This window comes from Schlesneria sp., assembly GCF_036405755.1.
GTDB lineage: Bacteria > Planctomycetota > Planctomycetia > Planctomycetales > Planctomycetaceae > Schlesneria > Schlesneria sphaerica.
Map to the genome: position 1 here is coordinate 1 of NZ_DASWWZ010000399.1, position 26,205 is coordinate 26,205.

Here is a 26,205-nt window from a genome sequence, read left to right on the forward strand (position 1 = left end):
GTTCAGATCCGTTCGAATCCGATTTCATTCACTTCTGTGCCAGACTGGTGCGACAATTCCAAGCGCAAAGCACTTCCCATTCGCAGATACCAGTCCCAGGTGCAGTTCGAAAAAATGTTTGAACTGAACCAACCCATCGACGAGTCCATGCTCACGGTCGTGAAAACGTCAAAGTCTCCAAAGCTCGCGGAACTGGCGGCACAGAGTTTGTCAGCGATTGAGAATTGTCCCGCGCTCGTAGCAACTCTAGCGTCATGTCCTCATGAAGAGGCTCGCTTCGTTGCCCGCGACGGCCTGAGACAATGGTTGCCCATGCATCCCGAAAATGGAGCGCAGTTAATGAAAGAACTGGAACTGCACTATCCCCCCGCCGAGGCGGAAGCGATCTTCGAAATGCTTTGGGGCTTTACACGGGATGACGTGACGAATTCACGAACAACTTCCTGGAAGTTCGTTAACTGGATGCGAAGCCCAAAAGCGGAGATCCGGGAACTGGCTGACTTCTGGGTGGAACGCCTCACCGGGCGGAAGACCGAGTTTCGGGCTCTTGGCGGTACCCCTGCTCAGCGAGAGACCCAGGTCCACCGTTTAGAGGAACTGATCGAACGGAATAATGGCTTGATCAAGGCCCCCTGACAATTTCCGACGCCGCACGGTTCGCTGGCAGACTTGCCCCGTGCCTGAGCATTCTCTCTGTCGCTGAAAGCGAGTGGGGAAAGCACCTTTTCCCACGAACTTGCAGCGCTATCCAAGTGCAAACTGCTTTTCCTGTAGGCACTCCGTGGGTCTACGGGGCTGTCTGGTGAATTTCAAGCCCATTTCAGGCACGCCGCTTGCGTTCTGGCGAACTCGCGCCAGCGGGCGGCGAGGATCGACTCCTCTTTCCGCTGGCACCCTGTTGGCAGAAGAGATGTCGTTTGTGGAATGTTGTTGGCTCGAAATTCATTGAGGAAGCGCACGATGAGAATGCTGAATGTGTTGAGTGGCAGGTGGTGTATCTCCGCCAGCCTGGCCGCGATGTGTTTACTTTTCACAATGAGTTTGCCATCGACTGGTTGGTCGCAGGATGCCGCTCCTGTCGAAGTCACGACACCTGAGGCATCATCCCCTGAGTCCGCGCATGCTTCCGAAAACGCCGCTGAAACTCCTGCCGCCCCGCTGACAACGGCGGAACTCAAGATCATGCTCGATACACTGTGGGTCCTCATCGCAGGATTCATGGTATTCTTCATGAACCTTGGATTCGGTTGCGTCGAGTCGGGAATGTGCCGGTCCAAGAACTGCGTCAACATCCTCTCCAAGAACTTCATCGTCTTCGCCGTATCCGCCCTGGCTTTCTGGATGGTTGGATGGGGACTGATGTTCGGCAATGACTCGGAAGGAAAGAGTGACGGCGGCTATGTCGGCAAGGCAGGTCTGTGGTTCCTCAGTGGTGCTGCTACGGATAACAGCCCCGCGACCGGCAACGACTACAAGGGCGACTACGCCGCCATCAGCGGTTCAGGTGTCCCTCTCTATGCGAAGTTCTTCTTCCAGTTGGTGTTCGCAGGTACGGCAGCCACCATCGTGTCAGGAGCCGTTGCCGAGAGAATCAAGTATCACTCGTTCATTTTCTTCAGCTTCCTAATGGCGACCGTTATTTACCCAGTCGTCGGTCACTGGATCTGGGGAGGTGGTTGGTTGGCTGCAAAGGGATTCGCCGACTTCGCAGGTTCAACCCAGGTCCACTCTGTGGGTGGCTGGGCGGCGCTTGCTGGCGCACTGATCCTCGGCCCCCGCATTGGAAAATACAATCCGGAAGGAAAGCCACTCGCAATCCCAGGTCACAGCATGCCGCTGGCCACAATCGGCTGTTTCATCCTCTGGTTCGGCTGGTTCGGATTCAATCCGGGCAGCTTCATGGGTGTTGTCCCCGCCCCGATGGCCCATGTTGCTTTGACCACTAATACAGCAGCCGCAATGGCCACGCTCACTGCCACAGCCACCGCTTGGACTCTTCTGGGTAAACCTGACCTGGGGATGACCTTGAACGGCAGCCTTGCCGGACTTGTTGCGATCACTGCAGGATGCCCATTCGTCTCCGTATGGAGTTCCGCCATCATTGGTGCGATTGCCGGGGTCATTGTCGTTGTCTCAGTTCTGGCCTTCGATCGGATTGGAGTCGATGATCCGGTCGGCGCGACATCGGTGCATCTGACCAATGGCGTTTTTGGAACCCTCTGCATCGGACTCTTTGCAGAAAAGCCCTATATCGATGGAAGTACCGTCAAAGAAGGGCTGTTCATGGGAGGGGGGACAGAACAGCTCGTCATTCAGGCAACTGGAGTCGTCGCTGCTGCGGCCTACGTCTTGCCGCTGTCACTTGTGTCCTTCCTGATCCTGAAAGCAATCTTCGGACTCCGCGTTTCGCGTGAAGAAGAAATTGAAGGCCTGGACATCGGCGAACACGGTAACGAAGCCTATCCTGGTTTCGTGATGCAGGCTCCCAGCCACTGAAGTCTACTTGCCAAGTCTCATCACTGGCCGGTCAAAGCCGGGGTGAAGAGTGACAGTCCAAGAAGGGGGAACCGGAAATGATCTGGTTCCCCCTTCTTTGTTTTCAGTTGCTAACTCGAGCGGGGACGACGTTATCGATCCATCCCTTCATGGGAGCGGACGAACAGAATCTCTCCCGCAGAGAGGTGACTCACCGTACCTGTTTTGCATAGGGACTGACGTATCCGGCGGGCTTTACCGCGACCAGAGATGCCCGCAGACTGGGCAAAATTCTCGCGGCTGTATTCCCCAAAAGAAGTCCGGAGACCAGACCTCGACCATGCGTTCCGATCACAAGCAAATCAACCTGCCGTTCAAGAACGAACTGAGGAATGGTTGTGTCGGGATCACCCATGAGAACTTCGGAATGAACTCCATTTTGGAGTCCGCTCAGGTTCACCTGACTGAGTTGTTCTTTGAGCTTCTGCACCGCGTTGATCCGCAGCTGCGCCTCTGTGTCGCGGAGTTCTTCCTCAGCCACTCCCGCAATCGCGAGATACCGTAAGTCACCCGTTTCCAAAACGTGCAGCACATACAGTTTGGCGTTAATTTGCCGTGAGATTGCCGCAGCCACTTTGATCGCCGGCAAGCAGGCATCACTCAGATCGGTGGCAACGGCGACTTCCCGAATCTCGCGCACCTCTGAAGGCTTGGCAACCCAGACAGGGCAGGGGGCAAATCGCATGAGCTTCTGGACGGTGCTTCCAAACAAAAGCGTCGCAGCGCGAGTCCTTGAACGGGTGCCAACGAGAACGACGTCGTACTTCCCTTCGGCGCTCTCCTTGGAAAGTTCCTCCCAGGCGGCACCGAATCGAATTCGGCTTTCCGCGGCGATCCCTTGCGCGTTCGCCGATTCCACCAGCTCTGACAGTGTAATGCTGGCGTAATCTTCAACCGTCTTCAGAATGTTCTCGTGATCCTTTTCGATCAGAGACTGGCTCTGTGCTGTGAGTTCGAGCACAGAACAGAAAGTGATCGCCCCGCCCGAAACCAGAGCAAGCTGAATAGCCTCATCAACAGCAGCCTTCGACTCAGCTCCAATATTCGAGGAAGCGATTCGGTCACCGTGGTGGAGGTCAACACCGACGAGGATGTTCTGCAAATGCGGCATGGGGGCGTGTCCTGATCGCGTCAATGAAAATTCCACCTCCGACAAACACGTCGACTGCGGTATCGAAGCAGTTCCGCAACCAGAGCCCTGCCACCATCTCAAGGATGTGAGCGGGTTGCGTTTGAAGAACCGCAAACGAATTGCTTGGAAGTGTCAGTGAGAGCTTGCGATCAATTCTGCCGGAATTTGCCTGCGGGAACAACTCGGCCCGGCTTCTCTTTTCTGAAGCTTTGCTGGTAGCTCGCGGATTCGACATGGGAATCCGAATACGCTTCCGGCCGCCGGAGCAGGCTCGACTGGGATGACAACGTGCTGAATGTGACCTTGTTCTGTTCAACTCTGTTTCCGTCTGGGAACTCAATGACCAGGTCGACATCGTGTTGAATCTGCGAAAGTGTTGGCAATCCAGTCCTGCGATCGATTCGACAAGTCCCGTTACACTTCCCTCCCTTGACCAGCACCGTGAACTCACCCTCCGCGTGCAGCACGGTGACGGGCTCGTTCGGACCGGAAATCTGCCCGGTCAGACGGATGTCTGCGAAGTTCGCGGTGAGCTCTCGCAAGACACATTGGACGTTCGTAATCATCTGGACGGGGGAGTCGCAATAGCGGGGAGCCAGCTCCCATTCCGTCCCTTGTGATACGGCGACATTGGTATGTCTGGGGTCAAATCGGTACGGCAGCATTCCGACGCTGTCATCGATAAACGTAGCGACCCCGTCTTCCGACTTGGATGCGTCCAGTTGCATTTTGACGTTCTCGCGATGTTCCAGCGGAACACTGCGCAGGCAGCGCTGAAGAAAGTCGCTGAAACCGGTGACGTCCGAAACCTGATTCGAGGCATCGAGCCAGAATCCGAACCCATTCCCTGCGAGGCCGGCATACAGGAACGCCTCTGGCGGTACCGGTTCCCCCAACTTGTCGGAAGAGTAGAAAACCCGCTTGCCGCCGGAGAGTTGCTCAAATTGAACCCGATCGTAGGTGACGCTCATCTGTTTGCGGCCGTCCGAGAGGACTCGATCAACGACCAGGGTCAACTGAATTTCAGCCCGCGAAGTACTTGTCCGTGTCCCTTCGTTGTCGATTTGCGTCAGCCGATGCTCAACAGTTTTGGACAGAGGATACCGGTCACCGCTCTTGGATTTTCCGTCCAGATCCTGAACCTTGGAAGGCGACTCATCCAGTTCTTCGAACTCATCCTCTTCTTCTTCATCCACCAGCTCCTGTTTGCCATCATCGTCGAGCTCAGCCAGGTCAATATCATCGTCGACGACTGTGGGCATCAAGTAACTGCAGCCGGCTCCGGTAACACACAACGTAAGCGAGAGGAGCAATGCGACTAGCGGCGCTGCTGTTGCGGTTTTCAGTGACATCGCTCAACCTTCCCTGGTGGCGTCGCGGCGACAAGATCATCTCGTCGCTCAAAATCGTGACTTGGAGCCCGTTTGCGGCAGGTCGGCAAGATAACAATCGGCCAATTCTGCGCGAAGACGGATCTCGGCAACGCTGCTATTTCCCGGTTCTTGCCCATTGCGATAGAATCACGAAGTTCCGTTTCAACTGAATTGGATCCGTCGCCGCAGCGGTAGTGGCACACAAGAGGCGTGAATCGGAGGAACGGAATCGTGCTTCATGGCCATGGTTGGTATCAATGACTGAACTTCCATCCAATTTGCCGAACGATGAAAGGCGTGACTCCGACAGCCCGCACATCGAACAGGACAACCGTGGGACTTTCCGGGCCCTTCTGGAAGCATTCGTTTCGCTGTTTATCGCCGTCCTGCTATTCCGCACGTTCGCCGCAGAAGGTTACATGATCTCGACAGGATCGATGGCACCCTGTCTACTCGGTTATCACAAGCGCGTCGTCTGCCCGACATGTAAGACCACCTTCCCGTTTGGAACGGCCTACGATACAGACGATGACCCCGAAGCCAATCGAGTCATGACCAGCCGGTCGCGCGCGGTCTGTCCGAATTGCGGTCAACCGGGTATTGATGTGTCGGACGTACCCCGAAACCACGGCGATCAGCTACTGGTCAACAAGCAGGCATACCTCTATCAACAACCCCATCGCTGGGATGTGATCGTCTTCCGAAACCCGGCCCGGCCGACGGAAGCGTATGTCAAACGCCTGGTGGGACTGCCCGGTGAGCGGATCCAGATCATCGCGGGCGATGTCTACGTCAATGACGAGATTGCCCGGAAAACATACCAGCAACAGTTGGCGACGCGGATCCTGGTCCATGACCACAGTCATCTTCCCGCGGACGATGACGGATTCCACCCTCATTGGGAAGCAGCCATTTCCACAGTCGAACCAGATGAGCGCAGTCATGCCGGATGGGAGGCGCTGGGGACCGGTTTCCAGATGAAAGGTGGACACGTCCGACGCCCCGACAAAGAGCCAATTGATTGGGTCGAGTACCACCATTGGGTTCGATCGGGGGGGCTACACAATACCTCAGTCCATCTCGAACAATGGCCCACAGACGTTAACACAGCATCGGTCCCTCCGTCTGGACTCCGGTTTGATCCACGCTCAGGCGAGTTCAGTGTGACGGGAACCTTGTCCGCATCGACCGCACGCGAGCTGCTGGACCTGTCCGACGACGAGGCGTTCCGCAACGCGGTTCTTGACCTGTACCAGGCATCACATGTGGTCAGCGTCTCGGACAGCTATGGTTATAACCCGGTAGACGAAGTCGGTGCCCCGAATCCCGTCCGGGATCTGATGGTTTCCGCCCAGGTCACCATTGAAGGAGGGTCGGGAGAATTCTTCGTTGAAATCACCAATGGCGTGATGATCTATCACGTGGTCTTCGACATCGTTCACCGTGAGGTGCTGCTCTACGAAGAACCACTTCAACAAGGGGTTCCGTTGAACTCTGAGCCTACAGGAACGGAGTGGCAGTCAGAAGCAGTCGCTGTCGCACCATGGCCGAAGTCGATGTCAAAGACCGGAGGAAAGATCGAAGTTTCACTGATCGATAAGCAAGTTCTCATCGCGGTGGACGGTCAAGTTGTGATGCCTCCGTGGCAATTCGACTACCCCGTCTCGGTTCCTCCGTCACGAATTCCACTCCGAGTCGGTGCTCGCGGGCTCGACGTCAAAATTGATCAGCTCAAGCTTTATCGTGACGTTTACTACACCGACACGCGCAGTCGACATGCCATCAACCGGCCGTACCAACTGAAGAAGGACGAATTTTTTGTCCTGGGGGACAACAGCCCCGTGTCACATGACAGCCGCCGCTGGAACAGTCCTGTCGTGAATCAAACGCACCTGATAGGGAAGCCGTTTCTCGTTCACCTACCGTCAAAGCCTGGCAGCCTTCGCATGGGCAATCGCGAACTTCAGTTGCGGATTCCTGATTGGGAACGCATTCGTTTTCTGAGGTGAGATCCGGTCGCAGTCGCTTGTTTCATTCATAAGGAAGAGGACAGGGTTGAAGTTCCCGCCCGACGCGGGATGATTCGGTCTGGTCACATGCAGTCATTCCTACGAAGCAGCCGTGAAAATGTCGGATCTCAAAACCACGTTCACTTCAGGCTCAAAATTTCCTGCAGCGGGAGATGCGGTCAGTGCATCCTCGAAAACCGCCGGACTGCACCCGTACCCAGATTCACGGTCGCCTGATGCGGACCCCCGAATCGATGGCGCCGGTGAACCCTGTCCGGCTCCACTGATGTGGCAAGAGATTCTCGAGAAGTATCATTCGGAAAGTACCCCGTGGCAGTTTGATCACGGGCGTCATCGAATCCTTGGTCGAACCTGGGGAAGCGGTCCCCCGCTGTACTTCCTCAACCATTTCGCGGGCACAGCAGAACTCTTCGCACTCACCCTCTGGTTATTGAAAGATGAGTTTCGGTGTGTGGTCTTCGACGTTACGGCAACCCACCCAAAGAAAAGTTCACGATCCACCATCACCGACTTTGCAGCTGACCTGTTCGCCGTTGCCAACGAACAGGGAGATTCGCGCGTCTCAATCTACGGTGCCGGGTTCGGGGCGGCGGTGGCGATGGAGGCTGCACTGCACTCCCCGGCATCGATCGAGCACCTGTTCCTGCAGCACGGATTTGCCTATCGACGGCTGTCATACTTCGAGAGAGCACTCGCGTCGGTCTGTCTTCAGTCGTCTCGAAACCTGAACGACCTTCCGCAACGGCGTCGATTCCAGGCGGTGAATCATCAACCATGGTTTCCACCCTTCGACTCATCTCGCTTCGAATTCCTGCTCGAAAGTACCGGGACGATTCCCCTCCGTGACCTCGCCGAGAAGGCATTCGCCGCGCATTCGTATGATATTCGGTCGCGACTCTCGGAGATCTCCGCGCCAGCTCTTCTTCTGCGTACAGAAGGGGAAGGGCGAATTGCGGCCGAGGCTCAAGATGTACTTACAGAAAAACTTCTGAATTGCCGGACTGAATGGATGCATTCTGCAGGGCAACACCCCTACCTGACTCATCCTCATCGCGTCGCAAAACTGGTTAGAATGTTTGTGGCCACAGCCCTCCCGCAGAGCGGCGGAATCTGACTGTCTGGCGATCGCGCTGCGACAGTCAGGAAAATCTCGAAAGACCCTACTTCGGAAAATGCTATGAGTGAAGACCTGCCACGCCCCCTGGATGTGCTCGCCGTTGGAGCTCATCCCGATGACGTCGAAATCGCAGTGGGAGGAACTCTCGCCAATCTGGTCCGCCAGGGATATCAGGTCGGAATCTGTGACTTAACGAATGGAGAACCAACGCCGGGAAGTCCCGGTGTTCAGACTCGCCTTGACGAAGCCCAGGAAGCCGCGCGCATTCTCGGCCTTCAGATGCGCGAGACGCTGACGCTGCCAAACCGCTGCCTGTTTGATTCGTTCGCAGCACGGATCGCACTCGCACGTGTCATTCGGCACTGGCGACCTAAGATCGTCCTGGGGATCGCGGGCAAGACTCCGATGGCATCACCTGACCACTGGCAGGCAATGCAGATCACGGACGCGGCGGTTTTTTATAGTCGGCTAACGAAGTGGGATGACGAGTTCGCCGGGCTGAACGTGCATACCGTCACGAAGCAACTGTGGTACCCGCTTGGGCTTTCCACACTGGAACAGCCCGAACTGTCCGGCCGCTTTGTCGTCGATATTTCAGCAACACTCTCAACGAAACTGGAAGCCGTTCGCGCTTATAAAACCCAATTCCCTCCCTCCAAAGACCGTGTCTTCCGACTCGTCGAGAGCCAGAACCGGTTCTATGGAGCGACTGCTGGCTTTGAAGCGGGAGAGCTGTTAATCAGCGCGACGCCGCTGGGAGTTCGAGATCTGGTAGCCACGTTGTGCCCCACCGGCACAACGCCCCCGTCCGTCAACCCGAACATCGGCGCACCATGAAGCGGGGCAGGGAGGCGGGCAGACCTCGGTTTCGTGGAAGTGGGAAGAACACACGATCGATCCCCAGCGGATCGATCATGTGCTCTCAGGGTCAACGGGACTGCCGATCAACTCAAGAAACTGGTCTTCCGTGAGGACCGGCACTCCCAGTTCTTCTGCCTTGGCGAGCTTGCTTCCTGCATCGGCTCCGGCAACGACATAGTCTGTCTTTTTGGAAACGCTTCCCGCCGACTTGCCGCCGTGATTGCGGATCAGTTCAACGATCTCGTCTCGTTTGAAGCGTGTCAGTGTACCGGTCACCACGAGCGTTTTCCCCACTAACCGACCTGCCGCACGCTCTGCGGCAGCCTCCGCGGCCGCCTTCGCGTCCCCCATGGCAACGCCCAATTCGCGGAGTTCAGCGACGATCTTCTGACCGTATTCGCTCTGGAAAAATGCGGCGACCGACTTTGCAATGACCGGGCCTACTTCATCAACTTCGCTCAGTTGCTGTTCCGACTGAGCAGCGAGGATCTCCATGGCACCGAATCGTTCGGCCAGTTGTTGCGCTGTTCTGGTTCCGACGTGGCGGAGATTCAGCGCGGTGAGGAGTCGCCAAAGGGGCTGTTGTTTCGACGCCTCAATGCCCACGAGCAGGTTATCAACTGATTTTTCACCGAGTCGATCGTAGCTGAGTAGCTCAGCCCGTTTCTCTTTCAGGCGATAGATGTCAGAAAAACTCGTCAGCAGTCCTTTGCCCGTCAGTTGCTCGATCAATTTCACGCCGAGCCCTTCAATATCCATTGCGGCACGGGAGGCAAAGAATCGAAGACTCTCGCGCAATTGCGCAGGACAGCCCGGATTCGGGCAGCGAATGTAGACCCCATCTTCATCCTGGACGACGGGGGTCTGACACTCTGGACAGGTCGTCGGGAACTGATAGGGAATTTGTGTCCCATCGCGCTTGTGCTGCTCAACGCGGACGACGTGAGGGATAATCTTTCCCGCTTTCTCGACGATGACCCAATCGTGAAGCTGCACGCCCAACCGGTCAATTTCATCGCGATTGTGCAGGCTGGCACGAGAAACGGTCGTCCCCGCAATCTCGACCGGTTCCAGATGGGCGGTCGGCGTCAATGTTCCCGTTTTCCCGACAGTGATCCGAATGTCTCTGACCTTCGTCTCCGCTTCGTACTTCACCCATTTATAAGCAATGGCCCAGCGCGGGGATTTGCTTGTCATGCCGAGTTGTTCGCGAACTCGCAGATCGTTCACCTTGAGTACAATTCCATCGACTTCGAAATCGAGCTCGTGAAGGTCTTCCATCAGTTTCTGCGTGTGGGCCACTGCGGCTTCGAAGCTCGGTTGAACGGAAGTCTTTTCAACGGCGGGAATCCCCATGCGGCGAATTGCTTCGAGGAATTCCCAATGAGTTGAAAAGCTGGCCCCTTCCAGGCTGCCGACACTGTGAGCGAAAAACCGAAGTTTGCGCCGTGCACACAGTCGTGGATCCAGCAGTTTGATTGCCCCGGCGGTTGCATTGCGGGAATTCTTGAGAGGCTCTTCGCCCGCACTGACCATGTCTGCCTGAAGTTGGGCGAAGTCTCTGTTGCCAATATAGGCCTCGCCGCGGACTTCGAGTACGTCTGGAACGTCACCGAACAGAACCAGGGGGACACCGCTGATGGTCCGTGCATTGTGGGTCACGTCGTCGCCACGGCGACCATCCCCGCGAGTCACACCACGGACAAGTCGCCCTTTTTCGTAAATGAGTGACAGCGCGACCCCGTCGACTTTGTATTCCACGATCCACTCAACAGGATCCGGTCCAATGAGCCGGACAACGCGCCCGCCAAAATCGGCAAGTTCTTCTTCGGTAAACGAGTTGTCGACCGAAAGCATGGGAACACGATGTTCGACCGTGACAAACCCTTGAACCGGTGCTCCGCCCACCTTCTGAGTAGGACTGTCCGGCGACTGTAACTCGGGATGCGCCGTCTCGAGTTCCACGAGCCTTCGCATCAGGATGTCGTAATCTTTGTCCGAGATCTCGGTCTTTGCCTGCTGGTAATACAGGACGTCGTGGCGTCGAATCTCAGTCCGCAGTCGCTCAACTTCGTCGCGAGGGGGTTCGTGAGATGAATGGTCGCTCATGAAACAGGCTTTAGAGAGAGAATCGTCCTTCAGTGCGAGGACCTTGCCGACGATGCGAGAGTCGTCACGGCCGAAGTGTAAGAGAGTTTACGTCCCAGTTCTACCGGGGAAGAGCACATGAACCCGTGGACGTAAGGCTTGATAAACAAGTTCTGCCGTTCGCCAGCCAGAGTCTAACTCGAACAATCGCGGCCGAGCCCTCTCACGGATTCGAAATCGAACGATAAACAACCGCTTCTCTGAGCGCAGCGTTCAGCAGTCGAACGATCGACTACGCCAGTTTACCCGCGCATGAGGAATCTGATTCTGCAAGCTCCAGTGCGTCTCAACGAACTTGAACCCGATTGCCATCTATTCCTGGCCGAACGCGGAATCGGACACGGCTGTTCGACGCGGGAATTTCAGACAATCATCCTTCTATTCTCCGACCTGCGCGTCGAAAGAAACACTTGATTCCACTCGACATCGTTCCGGAATACTTCGCCCAGGAGTTATTTTCGGAACAGATCCCTGAAATCTTTGGCGGAATTGAGAAGTCAGGAGAAATCGCTCCAATCCTGCACCCGTTTTCTATGCAGCGTTCCGGCGAGGGGGCGTTGGGAAGCAGGGAGGATCAACAGGCCCCCCTCGGGACAACGATCCGCAAGAACAGGTCTGCTCATTTGCCATCAGGGGGCTTCGAATGCATGATTGCGTGTGAAGTCGAGTTAGCTATTCAGGAGCCACCATGCAATCCGTCCAACTGATTGAACGTCTCGTAGACCTCGTTGATCCACGAAGAAATATCTTCCTGAACATGTCTGCCGAAGAAGCCCTTTCACGTGTCGCTTCGGGTGATCCACAACAGGTCAGGGGAATCGATGGTCAATTTGCTCTCGTCCACAAGGCGGGCAAAATCATCAGGATGGCTCGATCCATCGGCCGCCCGCTGCGGTACTTCATCGCGAAGAAACATGCGGGACCAGTGTTGATCGTTGCCGAGCGGATTGATGAAATCTGGAACTGGTTGAAGGCCGAAGGACTCGATAACCAGTTCCACCCCAGCTACACCCGCATGGTCCCGGCACATCATTTGACGGAACTGGCACTCGTGGGCTGTCCTGACCCCAGTCCAACATACTCGCGTTTCTTCGATCCTCAGCGGAACAGACTGAGCACAAACCTCGATGAAATCGGCCGCGCCTACATTGGAGCACTGGCGGACGAACTCAATAAATGGCTCGACTACGTCGCGAAGACGGACGCAGCTGAAAGACCTGGTCAATCACCGCAACCTATCGGGGTGCTGTTCTCGGGGGGGATCGACAGCGGGTCGGTGTTACTGACACTTTACCATCTGCTGCTATCACGAGGTGAAGCCCCGCAACGGTTGAAAGCGTTCACTCTCGACGTGGGTGGAAATGGGGCCGATGCTCAGCAGGCTTCCCAGTTTCTATCTGCGCTGGACCTCGAATACTTGCTGGAACGGATCGAAGTTCCGATTGAGTCTATTTCCGTGGATGCCGCAATCCGGACCGTGGAAGATTACAAGCCGCTGGATGTCGAGTCTGCGACGATGACACTGGCTCTCTGCCAGGGAATCCGGGATCGATATCCTGACTGGAAGTGGCTGGTGGATGGCGACGGTGGCGACGAGAACCTCAAGGACTACCCGATCCATGAAAATACCGAACTCACAATTCGTAGCGTGCTGAATAATCAGATGCTGTATCAGGAAGGGTGGGGCGTGCATGCGATTAAACACTCGCTCACGTATTCAGGTGGGCAAAGCCGAGGCCATGTCCGCTCTTCCGCCCCTGTCGCTGCTCTCGGATTCCACGGGTTCAGCCCCTTTGCCTTGCCCAACGTCATTGAGGTGGCAGAAGGGATTCCATTTATCGAGCTGACAGACTGGGACGAATCTCGTCTTTACGCATTGAAGGGAGAAATCGTTCGACGTGGTGTCGAGGCGGTTACCGGCCTGTCGATGCCGACATTCGAGAAACGTCGCTTTCAACGCGGAGCCACCGACGAGAAGAGCTATCAAACCATCTTTCCGGCAGACCCGAACGAATACCGACGCCGATTCCTCAGGCAGTTCGTGTGACCGTCCAGCCAATCGAAAGGAAGCCCTCGTCAGCGATGGCGAGGGCTTCGCTTGGCGCGTCGCTCGTCTCAGTTGGCGTCAGGCAGACTCGCAACGAACGATTTCATTTCACGACATCGATGGCACAGGCAATCGATGGCAGAGGCGGCATTGCCCTCTGATACCACACCTGACATACCCGATGAGGATTTCCCAAGATGGTCCGGAAACTTTACACCCTGACTCTCCCAGTGCTGCTTTCTGGCTGCATGGAGAACCTCGAAAAACAGGTCGAAAAGTCGCCGAATTCAATCATTAACAAGACAACTCAGGAAGTTGGAAAGTTCGATCCGGCAGCCGCTCAGACTGTGAGCGATTCCCGAATCCATGCGACCGATCCACTGACTGCCCCCACGTCGGCCTACGGACCGATGCTGGAACAAATCTCCAAATCATCGATCGAATCAGCCCTGCGACTGTTCGAGGCAGAGCATGGGCGATTTCCCGCGAACTACGATGAGTTCATGGAGAAAATCATCAAGGCAAACAACATCAAACTGCCCGTCCTTCCTGGGAACAAGCAGTATCAATACGACGAGGTGAATCACAAACTGGTCGTCGTGGAACAGGCAGTCGAGGGAAATTGACGCTGCGTACATCTCACCTCGTTGATCGAGCCCCGCTGAGCAGCCAATCCACTGGCCGTCCGTGTAACAGTCGACGTTTTGAAAACGTTCACTTCCCGGATCTGTCATAGCGGGGACCACTCGTACTGAGCATCGACCGATTCGCCCAGCCGCGCCTGTGCGTGGGGAGAGCTACGGCCGAAACTGCTGGTGACGAGAAATTAGTCATCTCCTAGAATCCCGCGACGAATGGATTCCGTGTCCAAAGATTCTTTTGGCGCCGGGAAAGATTTTGGATCGCTTCAATGGAGTGGCGAGGATGACTTCGCAGAGTTTTCGTTTAATGGCACTACTGGTGGCCAGTTCAGCGATGGGCAGTTCCGCATGGGCAGCCGATCCGCCGAAAGTTGCAGATACGATGGCCTTCGTGCCCCGCCAGAAAGATGTTGAATTCGAAACCCCCAAACCGGCCGACTACGCGAAATGCAAAGTGGAAGTCGAACGCCGAGGCAAAATCAACGGATGGGTGGTGCTCGGCCCCGCCGGGCAGGTCCTGCGTAAGTTTCTCGATACCGATGGCGTCGGCGGGATTGACCAGTGGCGGTACTACAATCACGGCGTGGAAGTCTATCGTGACATCGACACGAACAATAACAATAAGGTTGATCAGTGCCGGTGGCTGAACCTGGGCGGCACTCGCTGGGGAATCGACTCCAACGAAGATGGTCGAATCGACGAATGGAAGATCCTTTCCGCAGCAGAAGCATCAAAAGAAGCGCTGCGCGCATTGATCACAGGGGACGAAGCCGCCTTTCAGTCCATCATGATCAATGAGGATGACCTGAAGTCACTTGGCGTGGATTCCCGGATTTCCGCGCGATTGCTCGAAGCCGCTGCGGACCCCGGTAAAAAAGCCAAGGCCGTCATGGCCAAAACGAAAACGCTGTCCGCTCAGAGCCGCTGGACACGTTTCGATGCTCAAATGCCCAGCCTGATTCCTGCGGATGATGAAAAAGCGAAGGGCGATTTGCTGGTGTACGAGAGCGCGATGGCGATTGTGGAAACGCAATCCAAGTTTAACGCGGTCCAGATTGGAGAAATGATTCGTGTCGGCGACGTCTGGAAGCTGACACAGGTTCCGACTCCGATCGAAGGCGAAGTCATGACGACCAGCGGCGGAATCCTGATGGAGCCGATCGTCGCGTCGAGCACGATCACTCCTGGCCCCGCAGGCCCGTCTCCCAAGGTCGAAAAAATCCTGAAAGAACTTCAGGAGATCGAGACGAGCTTGATGAAGCAAGGTCAGCCACCCGAGCAGGTCAAGACCCTGATGACCAAGCGTGCCGCACTCCTGAAAGAAGCAATCGAACTTGCGGAGACTGATGAAGAGAAGTCACTGCTGATGAAGCAGACAGTTGATGGGTACGCCCTCGCTTCGCAGATGGGAACATTTCCTGAGGGCGTTGCAGCGCTGAAGGAAATCGAAACGGATCTGACGAAGGCTGCTCCCGATTCGCCGCTGCTCCCGTATACGACTTACCGGCTGCTGCAGGCCGAGTACTACGTCAACCTTCAGGCCGCCGAAGAAGACAAGGACAAGCAGGCAGAAGTTCAAAAGGCCTGGCTGGAAGGTCTCGACAGCTTTGTTACCAAGTATCCGACATCCGACGATGCAGATGATGCAATGGTCATGCTCGGCACACACGAAGAATTGCAGGGGCGAAGTAAAGAGGCCACCGAGTGGTATCAGAGGCTGCTGAAAGAAAAGCCCAAATCGGCAATGGCCCCGCGTGCGCAAGGCGCTCTGAAACGACTGAGACTGAATGGCCAGAATCTGGCGCTGTCAGGACCGGGTCTGGGTGGCGGAGTCGTTGATGTGAAGAGCCTCAAGGGACAAGTCGTCCTCGTCGTCTTCTGGGCGAGCGAATACAAAGTCTGCGAAGATGATGTTCCGCAACTGAGAGCGCTGTACCAGGACAACAAGGCGAAAGGCTTTGAAATCGTTGGAGTTTCACTCGACTTTGACAAATCGACGGCCCTTCCATTCGTACAGAAGCACAAGATGAACTGGAAGCACATCTATCAACCCAACCAGACGACGCAGTCCGGCGGACTGAACAGTCCCATTGCTGAATCGTTTGGGATTATCTCGCTTCCAACGATGTTTCTGGTGGACCGCGAAGGGAAAGTCGTCAATCGAAACGCCACCCTGACGGATGTCAAAACCGAACTCCCCAATCTGCTGAAGACCGGTGACAACGTCGCCCAAGGCAAAAAAGCAAAATAGTCAGTCAAACTGATTATCACACAAATTCAGAAGGGTGCTGGACTCGATTCCAGCACCCTTCCTGCATTCATTCCCTCGAAAACAAAGCGTTTCAATGAGAGGAAAACGGACAAACAGTCTGGCCAGCACATCCATGAGGAAGAATGTCCGGGTCAGACTTGCGGCCCGATGGCTCTGACTCGCCCCCGAAATGAGTCGCCCCCCAAAGTGACGATCTCCCGGTGCCTACCCTGGAGTTGGGAATGTCGTCGTCCGTCTTGAATGCGTCGCCCCGCCAGGGAATCAATTCTTCAAATAGGACCAGGAAATCTGCTGACGACTGTCGTCCGGGATCCTGCTGAAACGTCGAGATTTACGTTCGCATGTCACATCAATTCCTGATTCAATACAGTCCCGACACCATTGCACCCCAACTCCCGCTACAAGGCCCAGCAACATGTTCGACCGAGTCAAGTCCTTGCTTGGTTTTAGGTCGTTGACGGACGAGCAGTTTGAGCAGCGTCGGAAAGAGTTATTGAAGAAAATTCCCATTCCGGTCTTTTGGTTGTTCGGAAAGACAGGCAGCGGAAAGTCGTCGATCGTTCGGTACATCACCGGCTCGACTCAGGCCGAGATTGGCAATGGGTTTCAACCTCAGACTCGATCTTCCTTTCGCTATGACTTTCCTGACTCGTCAGAGACGCTGGTCCGATTTCTGGATACGCGCGGATTGGGGGAAGCGGGCTACGATCCGCGTGAAGATATCGAATCGTTCAACAACTCGACTCACGTCGTGATTGTTGTGGCCAGAGTCATGGATCACGCACTGGCTGATGTGGTTGCGCCGCTGAGGAAAATTCGAGAGGCCCGGCCAACGCGGCCCATCATCCTTGCACTCACTTGCCTGCACGAAGCGTATCCGTTTCAGCAACATCCTGTCCCCGATCCGTTTGATCAGGTGACTACGTCATCACACGTGTCAGAGGATGGGCAGGTCGTCAATTCGATCTCGCCCGCCGCGAATCAATCAGGTCAGGATCGGCTTCCATCCCAGCTCGCCACACATCCGGCGCTGCAGCGCAGCCTGCGGGAGCATGAAGAGCGGTTCGCGGGACTTGTGGATCGCATCATCCCGATTGATTTGACCAACCCCGAAGAGGGCTATACGGAACCGAACTACGGAGGGAAGCGGTTGGAAGAGGCCCTGATTGACTTTCTTCCGGAAGCGTGTCGGCAGGCCCTGATCAACCTTGACGTTGTGCGAGATTCGCTGCGGGATCTGACCGAGAAGCAGGCAATGCCGACGATCTTGACCTATAGCAGTCTGGCCGCGACATCTGCGGCCTCTCCTTTACCCTGGGTTGATATCCCAGTTGTAATGGCATTACAGACGCGCCTGGTCTATCTGCTTGCGGAACTGTATGACCAGAAAATGAATGCCTCACTACTGGCAAAGATGGTCGGCGCCATCGGAGGCAGGCTGGCTGTCCGATTTGCGGTCAAAGCACCGCTGAAGCTGATTCCCTTCGTCGGACAAACGGCGAATGCGGCGCTGGCATTTGCTTACACCTTTTCGCTGGGAAAGGCGTGCTGCTGGTACTTTGGAGAGATGAAGAACGGACACGTTCCATCGACAGAGGAGTTGAACACAGTTTGGGCCGAACAGTTACAGCAGGCCATGATGTCATGGCGCAACCGCAAGGGGTGAAACCTGGAACTCGGCCGACATCCCGATTCCAGACATGGCTACCATGATCCGCCACCACGATCCCGCCACAGAAACAAAAAGTCGCTGCTTCCGCCTGGGAAACAGCGACGAGGAAGTCCAATCGCACTGTCGATGTTTTCGAATGACTTATTCGACTGACTTATCAGTGTTCGTCTGATAAGGAGATACTAACGCACCGATTCAGCGAGGCTATCAAGAAACTGCCGTGACTCAGTGTATTCGGGCATGGACATTGCGAGGATCTGTCCGCGGAGCTTCGTCTTCAGTTCGTTGATAGCGCTACCAATCTGCATGGTCAAATCATTCGTAGGACCATACTTGGTGAATTTTTCGAGCATTGATTCGATCGATTGACGCCCCTCATCGAAGATGCTGTTTCTCAATGCCGTCGGCCAGTGAATTGTACCACTGGCAGGATCGAGCTGGCTGCTAGGGAGTGGCTGCGGTCGATGCGCTTCCAGGAACTGCTGCTGGCGGGCTCGCGACTCAATCGCCATTCTGCGATCTTCGTTGTTCCGGGCTTTTGCTTCCCGTTCCCGTCGTAACTTCTCAGCATGAATTTTCTGCTGATTTTCCAGATGCAGCGTTCTGGCCTTTTCGTTCTCCTGAAGGGCCTTCTGGAGATTGATTTCGGCCTGGGAGTCGAGCACGTTTCGCTGGCCTTCTGCACGGACGAGGTTTCCCATCCCGCTGTAGATCTGGCCTACGCCGCCAGCGGCACCGCCCCATCCCCAACCAAAGCCACCGTACCCGCCGTATCCACCATACATTCCTCCCAATCCACCCGCGCCGTACCAGTTGTCATATGCGTAGGTCGAAGAGCCTGAAGGCAGGGCCGCAGCTAAGGCAAGAATCGCAATTACGACCGGCGTTTTCATCATCAACCCCTTCGCGGAAGTCATTATCCGCATTCTGAATCAAACGATTGAGTGCCATCTCACGAAATCAAAACTCAGAGTGGCGACCGCAGTATCGACGCTGTTAGAATCAAATGAGAGCAACCAAACGTTGTACCGGATACGACATCTCTCCATCAAGCATAAACTCGCGATCAAAGGGTAGTAGGGCATGAGAATGCGACTGACAGGAACGCTGGCGACGGTAGTAGTGTGTTGCGCGATGTCTTTCGCCATAGCTCAAGATCATGAGCTGACGGTGTTGAACAAGCAACTGGAATCAGGATCGCTGGAAGAGAAAGCCAAAGCTGCCGAAATTCTGGGTGGAATCGGCCCCGCGGCGGCAGATTCCGTCCCGTTTCTGATTAAGACACTCGACGACAAAGACGCTGGTCTTCGCTATGAAGCGATTGACGCTCTCGGTCGCATTGCAGCAAATCCTGAACAGGCCGTTCCCGCGTTGACTGCAGTTCTGTCAGACCCCATCCCGCTGCTGCGTCACAGTGCCGTGACCGCACTTCGCAAGTACGGTGCCAACGCGGAACCGGCGATTCCACAACTGAAGAAGGTCCTCCAGGACAAAGAGCTGCTTGTGGCCGTCAGCGCCGCTCGCGCGATCGCGGAAATTGAGATCGAATCAGGGAAGCGTGAGCACGCAAAAGACCTGATCCCCGTCCTTGTGTCGGGGCTGAAGAGTGACCGCCATGACGTGGCCGACGAATCGGTCCAGGGCCTTGTGTTTATTGGTGCCCCCGCCGTGGCTGCAACGAAGGAAGTCATCAGCAATTCTAATCCCTCGGCCAGCATGCATGCTTGTGACGCCCTTGCCGGAATTGGTGCCGAAGCCTCCGGTGCGGTCGACAACCTCATCTCCGCCGCAAAATCGTCAGAATCCAAACTCCGCTGGCACGCAATCAGCGCGCTTGGGGATATTGGCCCGGCTGCGAAAGCAGCGATCCCCACGGTGATTGCCGCTCTGACGGATACTGACGCACAAGTTCGTTTCAACGCTTCTCACGCACTTCAGCAATTTGGCGAAGCAGCCGTCCCGGCACTGGTCGAAGCTCTGAAGAATGAAAAGACACAGCATGCCGTCGTGACGATCCTGGCTGGCATTGGTCCCGCAGCGAAAGGGGCAGTAGCTCCGCTGGCGGCACTGATCAGTTCCAAGAACCCCAGTCTGCAACGAGAATCCATTGTCGCGCTGGCTGCCATTGGCGATGCCGCAAAGTCGACGACCCCAGCTTTGATCAAGTCACTTGATGACAAGCAGTTCAAAGCCCGTCCGGCTGCGGCCTATGCCCTCGGCAAGCTGAAAGCAAAAGACGCAGTCCCTTCACTCAAGAACAGCCTGAACACTTCGGATGACGAAATCCTGCAGCTCGCCAGCATCTGGGCATTGCTTCAGATCGATCCCAAGAACGATGAGTACCAATCAATTGGCCTCCCTAAACTCGTCACGGCGCTGAGCAACGAACGAGCCGACATCCGTCGAGAAGCCGTTGAAACGATTGGTCAATTCGGCGCCAAGGCAAAAAATGCTGTACCTGAATTGCAGAAGCGTCTGGCCGACCAGGACCCGACTGTGCGTCGAGAAACCCTGATTGCTCTGGCAGAAATTGGTCCTGACAGTCAGCCCGCTGTTGAAGCCGTTGTAAAAGTCCTCTCGGACGCTGACCCCGCTTTGCGACCCGTCGCCTGCTACACGCTCGGAAAGATCGGAAAGGGTTCATCGGCGGCCGTCTCGCACCTGCAAAAACAGATGAAGAGCCGGGATACATACGAGAGAACAATTGCCGCCTGGGCTCTTGTTCACGTCGCTCCTGATGAAAAGACGGTTGAAGTTGCAATCCCGCTGCTCGCAGCAGCATTGCACGGTTCCGCCAACCCCAAGATTCGCATCGAAGTCGCTGAGACACTTGGCAAGATCGGAAACGGTTCACACCTGGCCAAGGACGCTCTTTCGTTGGCTTTGAAAGACTCTGACGAATCTGTTCGTAAAGCCGCAGAAGCAGCGATCGCCAAATTGAAGTAGTCGCCGCAGGCAGTCTGCTGAGTCGACAAAAACCAGGCCGCGCGTGAGTTCCACGTGCGGCCTGGTTCATTCTTTGAAGCGTCAACGAACCGCGAAAGGGCCAATCGAGGCGTCACGATTCCATGTATGCACATGACATCAAAGTGCTGGCGTTCGAATCGACCGACGTCACCCAGGGGAGTTCGCAGAATTTCGGGGACCTACGCGATTACACGGTCCCAACTGCGGGGCTCCGACAAAGCTGCACCGCTGTTGTGCGCCGGTTCCGTCTGATCGTCCCATCCTGCTCCAGAACGGGAATCTTCGACACCGCGTAGAACCCGAAGAAACTTCCGACAAGCATCACCCCATAGAAGATCGGAATCGGGGGAGACGTAAGAAACCCCGCGACAACGATGAGCGTCGTAAAGAAGTACGCCTGCAATTGAACATTGCGCCGGATGGCGCGATGCACCTGCCAGTCGCGCATCATTTGGCCAAACATACGACTTCGCAATAAAGAACGTCGCAGTCGAGGTGAAGCCTGAAGGCCGAAGTGAGCCGTGAGGAGCACGAAGGGGACTGTGGGGATCCCCGGTACGACGAGTCCCACCCAGGACATGCCAAAACAACCCAATGTCAGGACCGCGTAACTCAATTCTCGAAGCCGCTGGACCGAGCGAAGGTATCCTGAAGAGGCCACGTCCAGTCCGTGGAAGCCTGGAGTTTCTGCCGACTCAGCCGGGGCGGCTTCTGATGACAATAGTCGAAACTGGCATCCGTTCGAATTCTGCCCCGAAGCGTCGTCGTCCTTCCCAGAGCTGTTCCCGTCAACTTTACGCAAAGCCCGGGCCATTTTTCGCAGAATCGAATTGGGTTCGTCATTCGGATCAAACTGCACGGTGAGACTTTGACAGCCGTACCAGACACGACGGACCTGCACGGACTCGACTCCCTCAACATCGGAAAGGGTCTGTCCCAGCAGCTCCATATTTTTCCGCGAAAGTCGCGCCGTCGATCGATCAAAGAACAGAGTCAATTGAGGCGACTTGCCCATAATCTGAATCGCCATAATGAACTCCACATCGTGCGAAAAGCAGACTAATGATCGATCTGACGGTGGTTCTCAAGCGCCGTCGGTTGAGATGAGGTTTTCAACCAGCCGGAATCATACCGCACTCATTTTTTTCCGAAAGTGCGATCGCAGTAGTTACTGGCCGCTTTGGCGCCATCGACCAGTCCCCACACAATACAATTGTTCTGAGGAATCACCTTCGCGAGCAGGAGGACAGGGAAAGCGACACCAAACGCGACGGAGTACGCCGAGTTATAAGTCCCTTTTCCCACGGCTGCGGTAATCTTGGGCCAGGCCTCTTCCACACTGGCGCGGGCATCTGCGATCCCACTTTCCATCGCATGCCTGGTCGTTGCCAGGATGCCCGTTGTTGTCGTGGGAACTTCATTGATCGTCATCGCCAATGCTTCGGACATATCAGACTCCTTGAACACACTTTCCCCCGTCTCCGGGGAGGATATTGAATTGAAACTAGTCTCTTCCAACTCAGTCGAGACTGAAACTACGAAATTCGTTCGTTAGATACGAATCACGCCATCATGCCGGAGACGACCGCCAAGGCCAGAATCCAACCGACTGCGAACGCAAATCCCATCATAACAGTTTCTGCAAAGCCACCAGCAAGTCGTGCTAACCGTAACATGGTAATTCTCCGGAATGGATTGTTTTCAAAGGGCTGTAAAAGAGGTGTCATTGCCGCGACATCGACTTGAATCACTCTCGCGGCGGTTGCCGAACTGTCATTTTGATTCAGGGAATCGGCGTTGTAAGTCCTTGACGAATTCCCTGATCTGATGAACGCCTTCTCGATGAACGGCGGGGAATTTTCGACTGAACCATCGCTCGATGGGCCCAAAAGCTTTCGGCCACATCGTGACGCCCCCCGCAATAAGCAGGGGCGTTCCAACAGGACCGGGCAGGATCACTCCGGCGATACCTGATAGGATCAGCAGCATGCCAAATTCAGGTGGAAGTCGACCAAGCATCTCAATGGTTTCTTCGGCGTCCAGATCTCCGCTTCCCATCTGAGCTTGAGACGCATCTTCTGTGGGATCCGATTGAGATGACGCAGTCCTCTCGGCCCCTGCGAAACCCTCCACGGTTCCCGGAGCGTCGGAAGTTCCGTGAGCATCCATCGATTGCGGCGATTCAACAGTTTCGGTTTCAGTCACGGTAGTTCACTCTGGTCAAAGTTGCGGACGGCGAACTGTCAGTTTGGGTCGGTCTTGCTGATGACGTTCAGATCCGATGATCGTAAGGTCGTCGACGGAGCGGCTCCGCGTCGGGGATCGATTTTCTGACGTGAGCTCATTTTCGCATTCCTGGCCCCATTTACCCCTTCACTTGTCGGGGCACTGGATGGTTTGCTCTGCAAATCGCCCTGAACCAAGCCAGCTTGTTCAGGACAGTCTATAGACCTGCCTGCGTTACTGGGGTCAGGCTTGGAGATGTCGTCTTTTCCTGAAAGCAGAACCTTCGCCTGCTTGAAATGTCGATTGCTGAGAAGCCCAGCCGTCAGCGCCCCGAGATTCGTCAGTAAGACCACGTGCAGACTCGTAAAACCAGCCAGGAATGCTCCGGAAATTGCGAGCGAATTGAACGCCACGACTGCGGCCCACCCCATTCGATGGGGACGTCCCGTTTCTTGCAGAACACTCCAAAGCTGCTCAACTCGTTGTGGCTCCGCATGCAATCCCAGAACGTCGAAATCCCGCGTGTTTAAACACTCTTGAGGTGTACTGGAAATACGAATCACGTCATCTTGCTGAAGCTGGCCTAGCAGTTGTCCACTGGACATCACTGCGACATTGTCAATCCGAGACCGCAGGTTGCGGATGTAATGACGACAGAAGTCTGCTGGCCCAAAGACTTCATGGACCTCAAGACCTGGACCAGATGGCGTGGTATTGCGGATTCGAACCCGCTCCTTCAGTTCGTCGACGCCGGAAATCGCATCCGCTAGCGCTTGCGTAGCACGTCCCTCTGGAGAAGACGCAACGTGCGCGACGACGACAGTCCGGGTCTTGGCAAGGCGATGAAGTGTTTCGCTATCCCTAACCAGCCAGCCCTCGTCCCAGAGGTGACAGATGCTGCTAAAGTTACTGAATCGTTCTGACATCGAAGGGCCGGTGGCGAAATCCGGCCTGAGGACAGCAGCCAGCGTCGTCAGATCTCCCAGCATGATCGCGGCCGTGCCAGTGGCAAAGGTGAAGGGGACAAACCGTGATGCAGACGAATGACCTCGCTCGGTAGGAGTTCCTCGACCAGGAAGTCCAGCAACGGCGCTCAGCAAGGTATCCCTGATCTTCGCCATGCGAGTCTCTTGGCCGATGGCAGTGACCCGAAACTGCAACGGGCCTGTGACGACCCGTGATCCGGCAAATACCAAGTCACCTTCTGAACGTTGAGAGGTCCCTCTAATACCCCGGACACACTTTTCGTCGAGCGCGGCACTCCCACTCTCAATGATGCCGTCGTACGGGAGAATCGCTCCCGAATCGAACATTACGGATGTCCCAATCAGTGATTGAGGAGATGTTCCTCGAGGCAATACCTGCAAAGCCTGAAGGTCTCCCGTCAGGATTGGTACTTGTGCCTGACACTTCAGTTGATGGATGATTCGCCGCAGGCGATGGCTCGACCAGCCATGCCAGCACGTAATGGAGGCCTGCATCAACGCTGCAGCCAGGAACTGTCCGCTGATCAGAGTTGTCCCCATGATCACGGTATAGAGTGCAGATACTCGCCAGTTCAGCGTCACCAGTTCCGCAACACCTCGCTTGAGCGTCGGAAGGTTGCTGGCAACAAGCGCGATGGCCGTCAGCGGTGCAACGACAGGTACGAAGAACTCCGAGACAACTGCCAGACCGAGACAGGCGGCCGATTCCCCCCACCGCCGCAGCGGTGGTCCCGCCAGTAATTCGAGTTCGTTTAATCGTGAAGTCAGTACATTCTCGATCGTCCACAGCAACTGATCTGTGGTCACGACGCTCGGGTTAAAGTGGACCAGAATCGATCCGGTCATGGAACTGGCAGAGACCCCCGTGATGCCGGGCGTCATCTTCAAGGCAATGACTGCGTGTCTCGATAGGTCTCCATTCCCGCGAAGCAGAGGGTGTTGAATACGGACTCGCCCGGAAAGAGCGTGCACAATAGTGCCAGCCGTGGCGGTACCGAATGGTGTTTTCTTATGCAACTTCAAGCAGGACTGCCTGGCATAGCTGTCGCTGATTGGCGGATTGACTAGACCTTCGTCGCGCAAATGGGCAACGATATCCTTGAGCGCTCCTTGGGCCTTCGACATGTTGTGCGATGGTATCTGGGATGCCGCGCCGCCCTTTGAGACGTCGCGATGTCCAGCAGAACCAGTAAGCCCCATTACGTGCAGGCTTAGCGACTCTCGTGCTCGATCGACAACAACCGACTCAACGCACTCTGCTGCCAGTACACGCCGAAGGATCTCTCGGGTCTTTTCCCATGGCTGCGTCTGCGCGAGCGCGGGCGAGCACAACACCACTGTGCCCGCTTCGCGATCCACAAAAATCCTGCTTGCCTGGGACATCAGAGAACGACCTCTGTCAACGAGCGATCTTGTCACCCTTGTCGGGAATCAATTGACCAGCGGTCCGGTCGAATAAAGAGCCAGGTCTCCCCGGTCGGCAAGTTCAAACAGGTAGTCTGTTTCAAAGGTGTGCCGACTATCGATCACTGCCACCATCCTTTGAAGTCGCCTCTGGTTCTGCCGTACTTTCACGCCGAGATACGCCAACCCGAGAAACCCGACAACCCCTAATACGACGCCGCCGATACCTTCGTTCATCGCGTTCCATTCCTTGAAGAGGTTACTACCTGATTGTGTCCCGTCGCACAGTCACTCTGCGGGACAGACGCACCCTGCCAGACAATTAAACGGGAGCAAATTCCAGTAGGTGGGCGGACCCTTCTCCAATCAATTCGATTGTTCCCTGAATGGTCTGGCGATGACCGCTCTCTCTGACCAGCGTCGCCATTTGATCCCCGTTGGACGCCATCGAGAGCTGGATTGCCCATTTCATCATTGAGATTGCCGCGTCAGGATTTCTCATGTGGCCCAGGCAGAGACGAAACCCAAATCCCTTGGGAGAACGTTCCTTAACCGCCTTTCGATCCAGCACGATGAGGACGGGATCAGCCCCCACCAGCGATGGATGCCGCTTGATGTATGTAAGAGACTGCGTTTCGTTTAAGACGAAGAAGCGCTGACCTTCAAGGTAATTGGCGAAAATCGGCAGGTTCTCGCGGACAGCCTTGCCAACCTCATTGTTCCAGCCTGAATCAATCAGAAAAACATCGAGAATTCGTCGGTTGCTGCCCCTATGATGGCTGGCTACTCCGGCC

At 55.6% G+C, this 26,205-nt stretch carries 20 protein-coding genes; 10 read left to right on the forward strand and 10 right to left on the reverse strand.

The annotated features are described in order from the left end of the window. Positions 1 to 636 (forward strand): hypothetical protein (locus VGE80_RS13675; RefSeq protein WP_440593065.1); only part of this gene is annotated, 636 nt, incomplete at its 5' end. Between the two features lie 324 nt (positions 637 to 960). Next, on the forward strand, positions 961 to 2,496 hold the full coding sequence (locus VGE80_RS13680) for an ammonium transporter (RefSeq protein WP_440593066.1): 1,536 nt from the start codon (positions 961 to 963) through the stop codon (positions 2,494 to 2,496). A gap of 190 nt (positions 2,497 to 2,686) precedes the next feature. Here the strand turns inward: VGE80_RS13680 and VGE80_RS13685 are convergent, their stop codons facing one another. Beyond that, complete coding sequence (locus VGE80_RS13685; RefSeq protein WP_440593067.1) at positions 2,687 to 3,646, reverse strand: universal stress protein; 960 nt, start codon at positions 3,644 to 3,646, stop codon at positions 2,687 to 2,689. A gap of 170 nt (positions 3,647 to 3,816) precedes the next feature. After that, positions 3,817 to 5,019 carry a DUF6263 family protein gene (locus tag VGE80_RS13690; RefSeq protein ID WP_440593068.1) on the reverse strand — a complete coding sequence of 401 codons (1,203 nt, stop codon included), beginning with the start codon at positions 5,017 to 5,019 and terminating at the stop codon, positions 3,817 to 3,819. A gap of 278 nt (positions 5,020 to 5,297) precedes the next feature. Between VGE80_RS13690 and lepB the strand changes: the two genes are divergently transcribed. From lepB to VGE80_RS13705, 3 genes are all read left to right on the forward strand, one after another. Continuing rightward, positions 5,298 to 7,049, forward strand: coding sequence for a signal peptidase I (gene lepB, locus VGE80_RS13695; protein ID WP_440593069.1), 1,752 nt, complete (start codon positions 5,298 to 5,300; stop codon positions 7,047 to 7,049). Positions 7,050 to 7,167: 118 nt separating this feature from the next. Beyond that, positions 7,168 to 8,184: an alpha/beta fold hydrolase gene (locus VGE80_RS13700; RefSeq protein ID WP_373650825.1), complete on the forward strand. Its 1,017-nt coding sequence runs from the start codon at positions 7,168 to 7,170 to the stop codon at positions 8,182 to 8,184. Positions 8,185 to 8,247: 63 nt separating this feature from the next. After that, on the forward strand, positions 8,248 to 9,024 hold the full coding sequence (locus tag VGE80_RS13705; RefSeq protein ID WP_373650824.1) for a PIG-L family deacetylase: 777 nt from the start codon (positions 8,248 to 8,250) through the stop codon (positions 9,022 to 9,024). Between the two features lie 75 nt (positions 9,025 to 9,099). On the opposite strand, the gene ligA is transcribed toward VGE80_RS13705, so the two are convergent. Continuing rightward, positions 9,100 to 11,157 carry an NAD-dependent DNA ligase LigA gene (gene ligA, locus VGE80_RS13710; RefSeq protein ID WP_440593070.1) on the reverse strand — a complete coding sequence of 686 codons (2,058 nt, stop codon included), beginning with the start codon at positions 11,155 to 11,157 and terminating at the stop codon, positions 9,100 to 9,102. A 727-nt stretch (positions 11,158 to 11,884) separates the two neighbouring features. Between ligA and VGE80_RS13715 the strand changes: the two genes are divergently transcribed. The 4 genes from VGE80_RS13715 to VGE80_RS13730 all read left to right on the forward strand — a co-directional run bounded on the left by VGE80_RS13715 (position 11,885) and on the right by VGE80_RS13730 (position 17,822). Next, positions 11,885 to 13,243: an asparagine synthase-related protein gene (locus tag VGE80_RS13715; protein WP_373650822.1), complete on the forward strand. Its 1,359-nt coding sequence runs from the start codon at positions 11,885 to 11,887 to the stop codon at positions 13,241 to 13,243. 197 nt (positions 13,244 to 13,440) lie between these two features. Continuing rightward, the gene (locus tag VGE80_RS13720; protein WP_373650821.1) at positions 13,441 to 13,869 is read left to right on the forward strand and encodes a hypothetical protein; all 429 of its coding nucleotides are present in this window, start codon (positions 13,441 to 13,443) and stop codon (positions 13,867 to 13,869) included. A gap of 298 nt (positions 13,870 to 14,167) precedes the next feature. After that, positions 14,168 to 16,135, forward strand: coding sequence for a thioredoxin-like domain-containing protein (locus VGE80_RS13725; protein WP_373650820.1), 1,968 nt, complete (start codon positions 14,168 to 14,170; stop codon positions 16,133 to 16,135). Positions 16,136 to 16,592: 457 nt separating this feature from the next. Beyond that, positions 16,593 to 17,822: a GTPase family protein gene (locus tag VGE80_RS13730; RefSeq protein ID WP_440593071.1), complete on the forward strand. Its 1,230-nt coding sequence runs from the start codon at positions 16,593 to 16,595 to the stop codon at positions 17,820 to 17,822. A gap of 188 nt (positions 17,823 to 18,010) precedes the next feature. Here the strand turns inward: VGE80_RS13730 and VGE80_RS13735 are convergent, their stop codons facing one another. Next, entirely contained in the window at positions 18,011 to 18,745 is a 735-nt protein-coding gene (locus tag VGE80_RS13735; RefSeq protein ID WP_373650818.1) for a hypothetical protein, read from the reverse strand. Between the two features lie 217 nt (positions 18,746 to 18,962). Between VGE80_RS13735 and VGE80_RS13740 the strand changes: the two genes are divergently transcribed. Further along, positions 18,963 to 20,774: a HEAT repeat domain-containing protein gene (locus VGE80_RS13740; RefSeq protein WP_440593072.1), complete on the forward strand. Its 1,812-nt coding sequence runs from the start codon at positions 18,963 to 18,965 to the stop codon at positions 20,772 to 20,774. A gap of 208 nt (positions 20,775 to 20,982) precedes the next feature. Here the strand turns inward: VGE80_RS13740 and VGE80_RS13745 are convergent, their stop codons facing one another. The 6 genes from VGE80_RS13745 to VGE80_RS13770 form a co-directional block, all read right to left on the reverse strand. Then, positions 20,983 to 21,825 (reverse strand): DUF454 family protein, encoded by an 843-nt coding sequence (locus VGE80_RS13745; protein WP_440593073.1) that lies wholly within the window; start codon positions 21,823 to 21,825, stop codon positions 20,983 to 20,985. A 107-nt stretch (positions 21,826 to 21,932) separates the two neighbouring features. Then, positions 21,933 to 22,244: a hypothetical protein gene (locus VGE80_RS13750; RefSeq protein ID WP_373650815.1), complete on the reverse strand. Its 312-nt coding sequence runs from the start codon at positions 22,242 to 22,244 to the stop codon at positions 21,933 to 21,935. 324 nt (positions 22,245 to 22,568) lie between these two features. Beyond that, positions 22,569 to 23,000, reverse strand: a complete 432-nt coding sequence (locus VGE80_RS13755) for a hypothetical protein (RefSeq protein WP_373650814.1) — start codon at positions 22,998 to 23,000, stop codon at positions 22,569 to 22,571. Positions 23,001 to 23,038: 38 nt separating this feature from the next. Then, the gene (locus VGE80_RS13760; protein ID WP_440593074.1) at positions 23,039 to 25,132 is read right to left on the reverse strand and encodes a P-type ATPase; all 2,094 of its coding nucleotides are present in this window, start codon (positions 25,130 to 25,132) and stop codon (positions 23,039 to 23,041) included. A 306-nt stretch (positions 25,133 to 25,438) separates the two neighbouring features. Beyond that, a complete protein-coding gene (locus tag VGE80_RS13765) occupies positions 25,439 to 25,648 on the reverse strand; it encodes a hypothetical protein (RefSeq protein ID WP_373650812.1) in 210 nt (69 codons plus the stop codon). An 85-nt stretch (positions 25,649 to 25,733) separates the two neighbouring features. Next, positions 25,734 to 26,205, reverse strand: a 472-nt coding sequence (locus VGE80_RS13770; RefSeq protein WP_440593075.1) for a hypothetical protein, incomplete at its 5' end; no start/stop codon positions are given.

What these genes read in the sequence shown, in the direction of transcription:
- VGE80_RS13680 (WP_440593066.1), top strand. Translation starts at nt 961, where the DNA reads ATGAGAATGCTGAATGTGTTGAGTGGCAGGTGGTGTATCTCCGCCAGC.
- VGE80_RS13685 (WP_440593067.1), bottom strand. Translation starts at nt 3,646, where the DNA reads ATGCCGCATTTGCAGAACATCCTCGTCGGTGTTGACCTCCACCACGGT.
- VGE80_RS13690 (WP_440593068.1), bottom strand. Translation starts at nt 5,019, where the DNA reads ATGTCACTGAAAACCGCAACAGCAGCGCCGCTAGTCGCATTGCTCCTC.
- VGE80_RS13745 (WP_440593073.1), bottom strand. Translation starts at nt 21,825, where the DNA reads ATGGCGATTCAGATTATGGGCAAGTCGCCTCAATTGACTCTGTTCTTT.
- VGE80_RS13750 (WP_373650815.1), bottom strand. Translation starts at nt 22,244, where the DNA reads ATGTCCGAAGCATTGGCGATGACGATCAATGAAGTTCCCACGACAACA.
- VGE80_RS13725 (WP_373650820.1), top strand. Translation starts at nt 14,168, where the DNA reads ATGACTTCGCAGAGTTTTCGTTTAATGGCACTACTGGTGGCCAGTTCA.
- VGE80_RS13765 (WP_373650812.1), bottom strand. Translation starts at nt 25,648, where the DNA reads ATGAACGAAGGTATCGGCGGCGTCGTATTAGGGGTTGTCGGGTTTCTC.
- VGE80_RS13700 (WP_373650825.1), top strand. Translation starts at nt 7,168, where the DNA reads ATGTCGGATCTCAAAACCACGTTCACTTCAGGCTCAAAATTTCCTGCA.
- VGE80_RS13740 (WP_440593072.1), top strand. Translation starts at nt 18,963, where the DNA reads ATGTCTTTCGCCATAGCTCAAGATCATGAGCTGACGGTGTTGAACAAG.
- lepB (WP_440593069.1), top strand. Translation starts at nt 5,298, where the DNA reads ATGACTGAACTTCCATCCAATTTGCCGAACGATGAAAGGCGTGACTCC.
- VGE80_RS13735 (WP_373650818.1), bottom strand. Translation starts at nt 18,745, where the DNA reads ATGACTTCCGCGAAGGGGTTGATGATGAAAACGCCGGTCGTAATTGCG.
- ligA (WP_440593070.1), bottom strand. Translation starts at nt 11,157, where the DNA reads ATGAGCGACCATTCATCTCACGAACCCCCTCGCGACGAAGTTGAGCGA.
- VGE80_RS13760 (WP_440593074.1), bottom strand. Translation starts at nt 25,132, where the DNA reads ATGTCGAAGGCCCAAGGAGCGCTCAAGGATATCGTTGCCCATTTGCGC.
- VGE80_RS13720 (WP_373650821.1), top strand. Translation starts at nt 13,441, where the DNA reads ATGGTCCGGAAACTTTACACCCTGACTCTCCCAGTGCTGCTTTCTGGC.
- VGE80_RS13705 (WP_373650824.1), top strand. Translation starts at nt 8,248, where the DNA reads ATGAGTGAAGACCTGCCACGCCCCCTGGATGTGCTCGCCGTTGGAGCT.
- VGE80_RS13715 (WP_373650822.1), top strand. Translation starts at nt 11,885, where the DNA reads ATGCAATCCGTCCAACTGATTGAACGTCTCGTAGACCTCGTTGATCCA.